This is a genomic window from Paenibacillus popilliae ATCC 14706, from assembly GCF_000315235.1.
GTDB classification, from domain to species: Bacteria; Bacillota; Bacilli; order Paenibacillales; family Paenibacillaceae; genus Paenibacillus_B; species Paenibacillus_B popilliae.
Genome location: NZ_BALG01000112.1, coordinates 22,968 through 29,692 on the forward strand (window position 1 = coordinate 22,968; position 6,725 = coordinate 29,692).

The 6,725-nt window shown below is 53.8% G+C and carries 6 protein-coding genes; all 6 read right to left on the reverse strand.

The genetic code is table 11. From position 1 onward, the window contains the following. Positions 1–52 precede the first annotated feature (52 nt). Positions 53–2,281 carry a DNA topoisomerase 3 gene (locus PPOP_RS09380; protein ID WP_006286037.1) on the reverse strand — a complete coding sequence of 743 codons (2,229 nt, stop codon included), beginning with the start codon at positions 2,279–2,281 and terminating at the stop codon, positions 53–55. Positions 2,282–2,366: 85 nt separating this feature from the next. After that, entirely contained in the window at positions 2,367–3,860 is a 1,494-nt protein-coding gene (locus PPOP_RS09385) for a glutamate synthase subunit beta (protein ID WP_006286038.1), read from the reverse strand. Positions 3,861–4,064: 204 nt separating this feature from the next. Beyond that, entirely contained in the window at positions 4,065–4,553 is a 489-nt protein-coding gene (locus PPOP_RS09390; RefSeq protein ID WP_006286039.1) for a dihydrofolate reductase, read from the reverse strand. A gap of 86 nt (positions 4,554–4,639) precedes the next feature. Continuing rightward, positions 4,640–5,434 carry a thymidylate synthase gene (gene thyA / locus PPOP_RS09395; RefSeq protein WP_042228159.1) on the reverse strand — a complete coding sequence of 265 codons (795 nt, stop codon included), beginning with the start codon at positions 5,432–5,434 and terminating at the stop codon, positions 4,640–4,642. A 229-nt stretch (positions 5,435–5,663) separates the two neighbouring features. Then, positions 5,664–6,065, reverse strand: a complete 402-nt coding sequence (locus PPOP_RS09400) for a DUF1878 family protein (protein WP_006286041.1) — start codon at positions 6,063–6,065, stop codon at positions 5,664–5,666. 186 nt (positions 6,066–6,251) lie between these two features. Beyond that, complete coding sequence (locus tag PPOP_RS22680) at positions 6,252–6,473, reverse strand: hypothetical protein (protein WP_159101825.1); 222 nt, start codon at positions 6,471–6,473, stop codon at positions 6,252–6,254. Positions 6,474–6,725 lie beyond the last annotated feature (252 nt).

Below are 6,725 nucleotides of genomic sequence, written 5' to 3' on the forward strand. Positions count from 1 at the left end.
ACCAGAATGAGGTCTCCGTGTTCTGCCTGCTCATGCCGCATGGCACCCCAGGCTATGCCTCTGTCGCTAACTCCCCGGTCTCGGCGCTTGCCAGGACGATGCGGGCTTGCATCTCGGAGCCGTCCGGCAGGACCAGCTTCATCTTCGCGGTCTTGCCCTTCTCGAGCAGCGCCTTCACCTGCGTATCGGTAAGCTTGCGGCCGAAGCTCTCCTTCCAGATGACGAAGCCGCAGCCCTGCTTGTAATTCGAGCAGCCGTACCCTTTGCGTCCCATAAAGATGACGCCACCGCAGCCGGCGCGCGGACAAGTCCCGACGATAGCCGGCCCCTCGGCCGCTGCCGCACGGCCCTGCGCCGATTGCGTCGCAGCGGACGCTTGTCCGGCTGCACTCTTGCGCCGGCGCGAGCTCTCCTGCTTCGATTCGACGCGCTCGAAGGAGGTTTTCGCCGCCCGCGCCTGCAGCCTCACTTTGTCTACAATCATCGTTGCGAATTTCTTGACGTTTTCCATAAATTGAACATCGGAAGCCTCGCCCCGGGAAATTTCCGTTAGCCGCTGCTCCCATTGCCCGGTCATCTCCGGGGAGGTCAGCAGATCAATGCCCGCCGACCGAATAAGCTCGACCGCCGTACGGCCTTTTTGCGTCACCTGAATCGTTTTGCCCTTCATCTCGATATAGCCCACTTTTTTGAGACGCTCAATCGTGGCGGCCCGAGTGGCCGGCGTGCCCAGACCGGAGTCCTTCATCGCATCGCGCAGCTCCTCGTCTTCAATCTGCTTGCCTGCGCTCTCCATGGCCTTGAGCAGCGTGCCCTCTGTATAAGGCTTGGGCGGTTGGGTTTCCTTGTCCTTGACTACGGCGCGGACACAATGGGCCGCCACGTCCGGTTTTACCCGGAACGGCTCCTCGACCTCGATCTGTTCCCCCTCTTCCTCATCCTTGCGCTTCCCTCTGCCGGACTTGGGCTTCTCCTTCTTCAAATCGGCATAGATCGCTTTCCAGCCGATATGGAGCAGCTCTTTGACAGAGGTTTTGAATATCTCTTGTTCGACCTCCGTCATTACCGTATGGATCTTATATTCCGCAGCCGGATAGAACTGGGACAGAAAGCGGCGCACGATAAGATCGTACAGCTTCTGTTCATCGGGAGACAGGCCCGAAGCCTTGCGCTGAGTCGGCAGAATCGCATGGTGATCCTCAACCTTGGCCGGATTGCATATGTACTTGTTCCCTTTATGAACGAGAGCCCGGTTCGCGCCCTTCACCCACTCGTCATATGACGTGCCCTGCAGCATGGACAAGGCCTTGTGCATCTCCGGGATATTCTGCTCCGTCACATAGTTCGAATTCGTTCGCGGATACGAGATTACCTTATGTTTCTCGTACAGCGACTGGGCGATATCCAACGCTTTCTTCGCCGAGAACCCATAGCGGCTGTTCGCCTCCCGCTGCAGCAAGGTCAGATCATATAAGCGCAACGGGTGCTCCTTCGTCTCCTTCGCCTGATAGGAGGCGATCCGTCCCGGCTTCCCCTGCACCTTCGCCGCCAAGGCCTCGGCTTGCGCCCGGTCGGTGATCCGCTCGCCCTGCCATAGACCCCGGTAGGTGCCATCCCCTTGGGAGAAATGGCCTTCTACCTCGAAATAGGTCAAAGAAGTAAAAGCTTCAATCTGCTTCTGCCGTTCGTAGATGAGCGCCAATACCGGCGTTTGCACTCTCCCTACGGACAGCAGCACGTTATGCTTCGTCGTGAACGCGCGCGACCCATTCATCCCAATCAGCCAATCCGCTTCGCTGCGGGCGCTCGCCGCTTTGGTCAGATTGTCATATTCCGATCCGTCCTTCAGTTCTGCGAAGCCCCGCCGAATCGTCTCCGGGGTCAGATCGGATATCCAGAGCCGCTTCACCGGATGCTTTAATTTCAAATAACGCTGGATGAGCGAAAAAATATATTGTCCTTCCCTTCCGGCGTCGCAAGCGTTGACCAGCAGATTGCTGCGCTTGGCCAGTTCAGCGATCACCTTCAACTGATCCATCGTCTTGCGATAAGCGTTCAGCTTGAAGTCGCCGGGTAAAATGGGAAGGTCGTTTATATTCCATTTTTTATACTTCATATCATAAGCTTCCGGCTCAGCGAGTCCGACCAAATGACCGATCGCCCACGTAATGAGGTACGTGTCCCCTTCCAGATAGGAACGGTGATTTTTGGCTTTCGGTTCTATGGCGGCAGCGATATTCCGTCCCATATCCGGCTTCTCCGCAATAATCAGCGTCTTCATCTGCTCCCCCCATCTCTCTGCCGAACGACAGAAAGCCGCACTATGGAAAGCGCAGCTCCTTACAGCATTCTCTATTCATTATTTCTCATCCCTGACGGGATGACAACGGATTCGCGAGATACCTATCAACCTCGCGGGCGGCTTCCCGTCCTTCGTGAATGGCCCAGACGACCAGACTCTGTCCGCGCCGCATATCTCCGGCCACAAATACATTGCTGAGCTTCGTCCCGTATTTGTCCTTGACCGCCTTCACATTCGTATGGCGATCCGTATCAAGGCGAAGCTGATCGATGAGCATCGACTCCGGGCCATCGAAGCCGACCGCGATGATAACGAGCTGCGCCGGATAGACCCGCTCCGTTCCCGGAATCGACCGATACGTCTTCCGTCCCTGCTCGTCGACAATCCGCTCAATCTGAACCGTGTGCAACTCCTTCACGCACCCTTGCTCGTCGCCGACGAAGCGCGTCGTCATAATGGAAAACTCGCGCGGATCGCGTCCGTACAACGCCTTCGCTTCCTGGTGCGCATAATCGAGCGTATACACATTCGGGAACTGTGGCCAAGGATTGGTGGCTTCGTCGCGCACGACCGGCAGCTGCGGACGCGTACCGAATTGCGTGATGCTGCGGCAGCCGTGGCGCAGTGCAGTTGCTACGCAGTCGGTCCCCGTATCGCCGCCGCCAATGACGATGACATCCTTGCCTGCGGCCGACACGTAGCTGCCGTCCTCCAGGCCGGAATTCAGATAACTCTTAATCGTTCCGTTCAAATAGTCCATCGCATAATGGATGCCTTCCAGTTCGCTGCCCTCGATGACGAACTCGCGCGGCTTCGTCGCCCCGACGCACAGCACGACAGCGTCATACTGCTCGACCAGCTCGCGGGCCAGAATATCGGTCCCGATCTCGATATTCGTCACGAACTGGATCCCTTCCTCAGCGAGCAACCGTACCCGGCGCTCCACCACTTGCTTGTCCAGCTTCATCGTCGGAATGCCGTACGTAAGCAGTCCGCCGATGCGATCGTCGCGCTCGTATACGGTGACCGAATGTCCGGCCTGATTGAGCTGATCCGCGCAAGCCAGACCCGCCGGGCCCGATCCGACGACCGCGACCCGCTTACCGGTCCGGCGCTGCGGAGGCTTCGCCTTCACCCAGCCTTCACGGAAGCCGCGTTCGATAATCTCTTCCTCGATCGACTTGATCGTGACCGACTCGCCAATCAGCCCAACGGTACATGATCCTTCGCAAGGCGCTGGACAAACCCTTCCTGTGAATTCGGGGAAGTTATTCGTAGCTTGTAGCCGTTCGAGTGCTTCCTGCCACAAACCGCGGAACACCAGATCATTCCATTCCGGAATCAGATTGTTCACCGGGCAGCCGGACGTGCCGGAGGCCAGTTCCATCCCCGTATGACAATAGGGCGTTCCACAATCCATGCAGCGGGACGCCTGGGTCCGCAACTCCTCTTCGGTCAGATGAAGATGGAATTCCTTCCAATCCAGCACCCGTTCAGCCGGATCCCGTTCGGGTTGTATTTGTCGAGAATATTCCATAAATCCGGTCGGCGTTGACATGCTGACTCCTCCATCCGTTCGCGTAGCCATCGCGAACCCCGTTCGCAATGGAGCCGATATGATATGTCCGGACCATCGGACGTTCCGGCATGTGTGTTCCAATGATCGTACCTTAATTGATGTTTCGGAACATATGAATTATATCACGAATCATTTGCACTTTAATACATATAGAAATGGTTACCTGCCTGGTTGCGAGGCTGGTCATGCATCCTTCCGGACATAGATCTGGAAGCGGTGCGGATACCGGTTCTGCTCGTCAACCGGTCCCTCGGCTTCCCCCGTCAGCACCCAGGCCGATTCGTCATACGGTGGGAAATATTGGTCGCCCTCGAATTCGGTGTCTATCCGCGTCACCAGCAGCTTGTCCGCAAAAGGAAGGAACTCGCGGTAAATTTGGGTGCCGCCTATCACCATTATTTCCTCATCCGCGGCCAACGGCAGCACGGAATCGATATGATGCAATACCTCCGCATCAGGCGCCGTCCAGTCCGGCTGGCGGGTCAACACCATATTGCGCCGGTTAGGCAGCGCCTTACCCAGCGATTCATAGGTGTTACGTCCCATGACGACCGTCTTCCCCTGTGTCATCGCCTTGAAATAAGCCATATCGCTCGGCAGCCGCCATGGCATGCCGTTATTCTTGCCAATGAGACGGCGATTGTCCATCGCCCAGATCATCGTAATCGGCATCGCGGTGCGCCTCCCTTCATAAAAATTTACGAGACCACTTCTATACTTAACCATCTACATTCGCATCCTTGCGTGGCTGTTCCAACCTAAACAGCAACCGGCGCCTTAATCGCCGGATGATGCTGATAGTCCACAAATTCGAAATCGTCGAACCGATAATCAAAAATCGAATCCGGCTTGCGCTTGATGACGAGCTTCGGAAGCGGCAACGGCTCGCGCTCCAACTGAGTCTTCACTTGCTCGATATGGTTCGAATAAATATGAACGTCGCCGCCGCTCCAGATAAATTCTCCGACTTCCAGGCCGCATTGCTGGGCCACCATATGAGTGAGCAGTGAATAGCTGGCGATATTGAACGGCAGTCCGAGGAACGTATCGACCGATCGCATGTTGAGCAGACAGCTTAGCTTGCTGCCAAAGACATAAAATTGGAACGAATAATGGCATGGCGGCAGCTTCATCTGATCGACCTCGCCAACATTCCAGGCGGAGACGAGCAATCGGCGTGAATCCGGATTCGTCTTAATTTGTTCGATGACATTCCCAATCTGGTCGATCCTGCGTCCATCCTTGGCCTCCCAGGCGCGCCACTGCGAGCCGTATACCGGTCCCAGGTCGCCATTCTCATCCGCCCATTCGTCCCAGATACGGACGCCGTTTTCCTTCAAATAATGTATATTGGTATCTCCGCTCAAAAACCAGAGCAGTTCATGAACGATCGATTTCAGATGCAGCCGCTTCGTCGTTACAAGCGGAAAGCCTTCGGCCAAATCGAAGCGAAGCTGACGCCCGAACACGGACAATGTGCCGGTTCCGGTTCGATCTTCCTTTTTCACTCCGTGCTCCAGAATGTCTTGCAATAACGCGAGATAAGACCTCATTTCAACCACTCACTTTCTACCGTACTGATGGTATCCTACATAGTGTACCATTCCTGATTCAAAAAATCATCGGCAACGGGATCCGAACTTTTGGCGGTTTGCTATGGTTACTGGAGCATCGTTGCCATGTTCCTTTGGACGACCTTTAACAATTACCTTAAAATAAGGTAACAAAAAAGTGCCATCTCCATGATGACACCAACTGATGCATGACAGTTGTTACACTAGGTTACATATCTTTTAAACTTGAATAATATGTAACCAATTTCTCAAACTTATATTTTCCTATTCGTAGTAATCCATGAAATAATCCCATAAAAAAACCACGATCAACGATAATTTTTTGATCATCTCTTAACTCTTGATAAACCATACTCTTTATTGTAGTTGCAAATTGTTCAACTGTCGGATAATCATCTTCATGATCCGACTCTTTCATTTGTTTTGCAATACTCTTTACATAATCCAGTATACTATCAACTTCTTGTCTATTTAATCGATGGGACATTACCCAATCCCATAACATAAAACGTTCCAAATTATCAGATTCAATGACAAAAGTACAATTTCTTAATAGGTTAATATAATATTCTAGTCTCTCTACTCTTTCCTCTAACAATTCTTGATTCATATTATCCCCCTCCAAAAACTAAAAGTAGCCTCTCGGAATTAAAGAATTGGGTGATTGCTGTGAACCTTGTTTCTCGTTCCCATCAGGACTACTTGACCTTTGTAACTGATCAACTGCACAAGGAGTACAATACTCCCGGCGCCCTGTCGCTGCTTCAGCAGTTCTACAGCAACCTTGTCTTCTGGGTTACGCCCATCGACCTTTCCTCCACCGCTGCCTTGGTTCGCTCCAGCTACTCCCTAAAAACCATAGGCCGCTCACCTCGATAGTGCTTCCAATCTGCCCGTATACCTGCGATTGTTCCGCGCCAGCCAGCACGACGCCGTGTCGTGGATTTGCGGTTACCGTGAACTTCGCTACGGGTACTCGGATTGGAAGGTGGGAGAGGCGATCTTGGATTCGGCTCACGACGCCCTCCCGATCTATACCATGCTGGAACATGATGATATTTCTGCCATCATCGACCTGAATCTCAGGCGTTCCGGGCAAACGGTTACAACGAAATGAAAATGGGTGCCGACGGCGTTCCCGTCTGCCCCATTGGTCGCAATATGATCTGCTGGGGGAAGTGTTTAGGGCGACAACGCATCAAGTGGCGCTGTCCCGCAAAAGTCGGAAAATGGGAGTGTCCTACGCCCTGTTCGCCTTCCGAGTACGGGA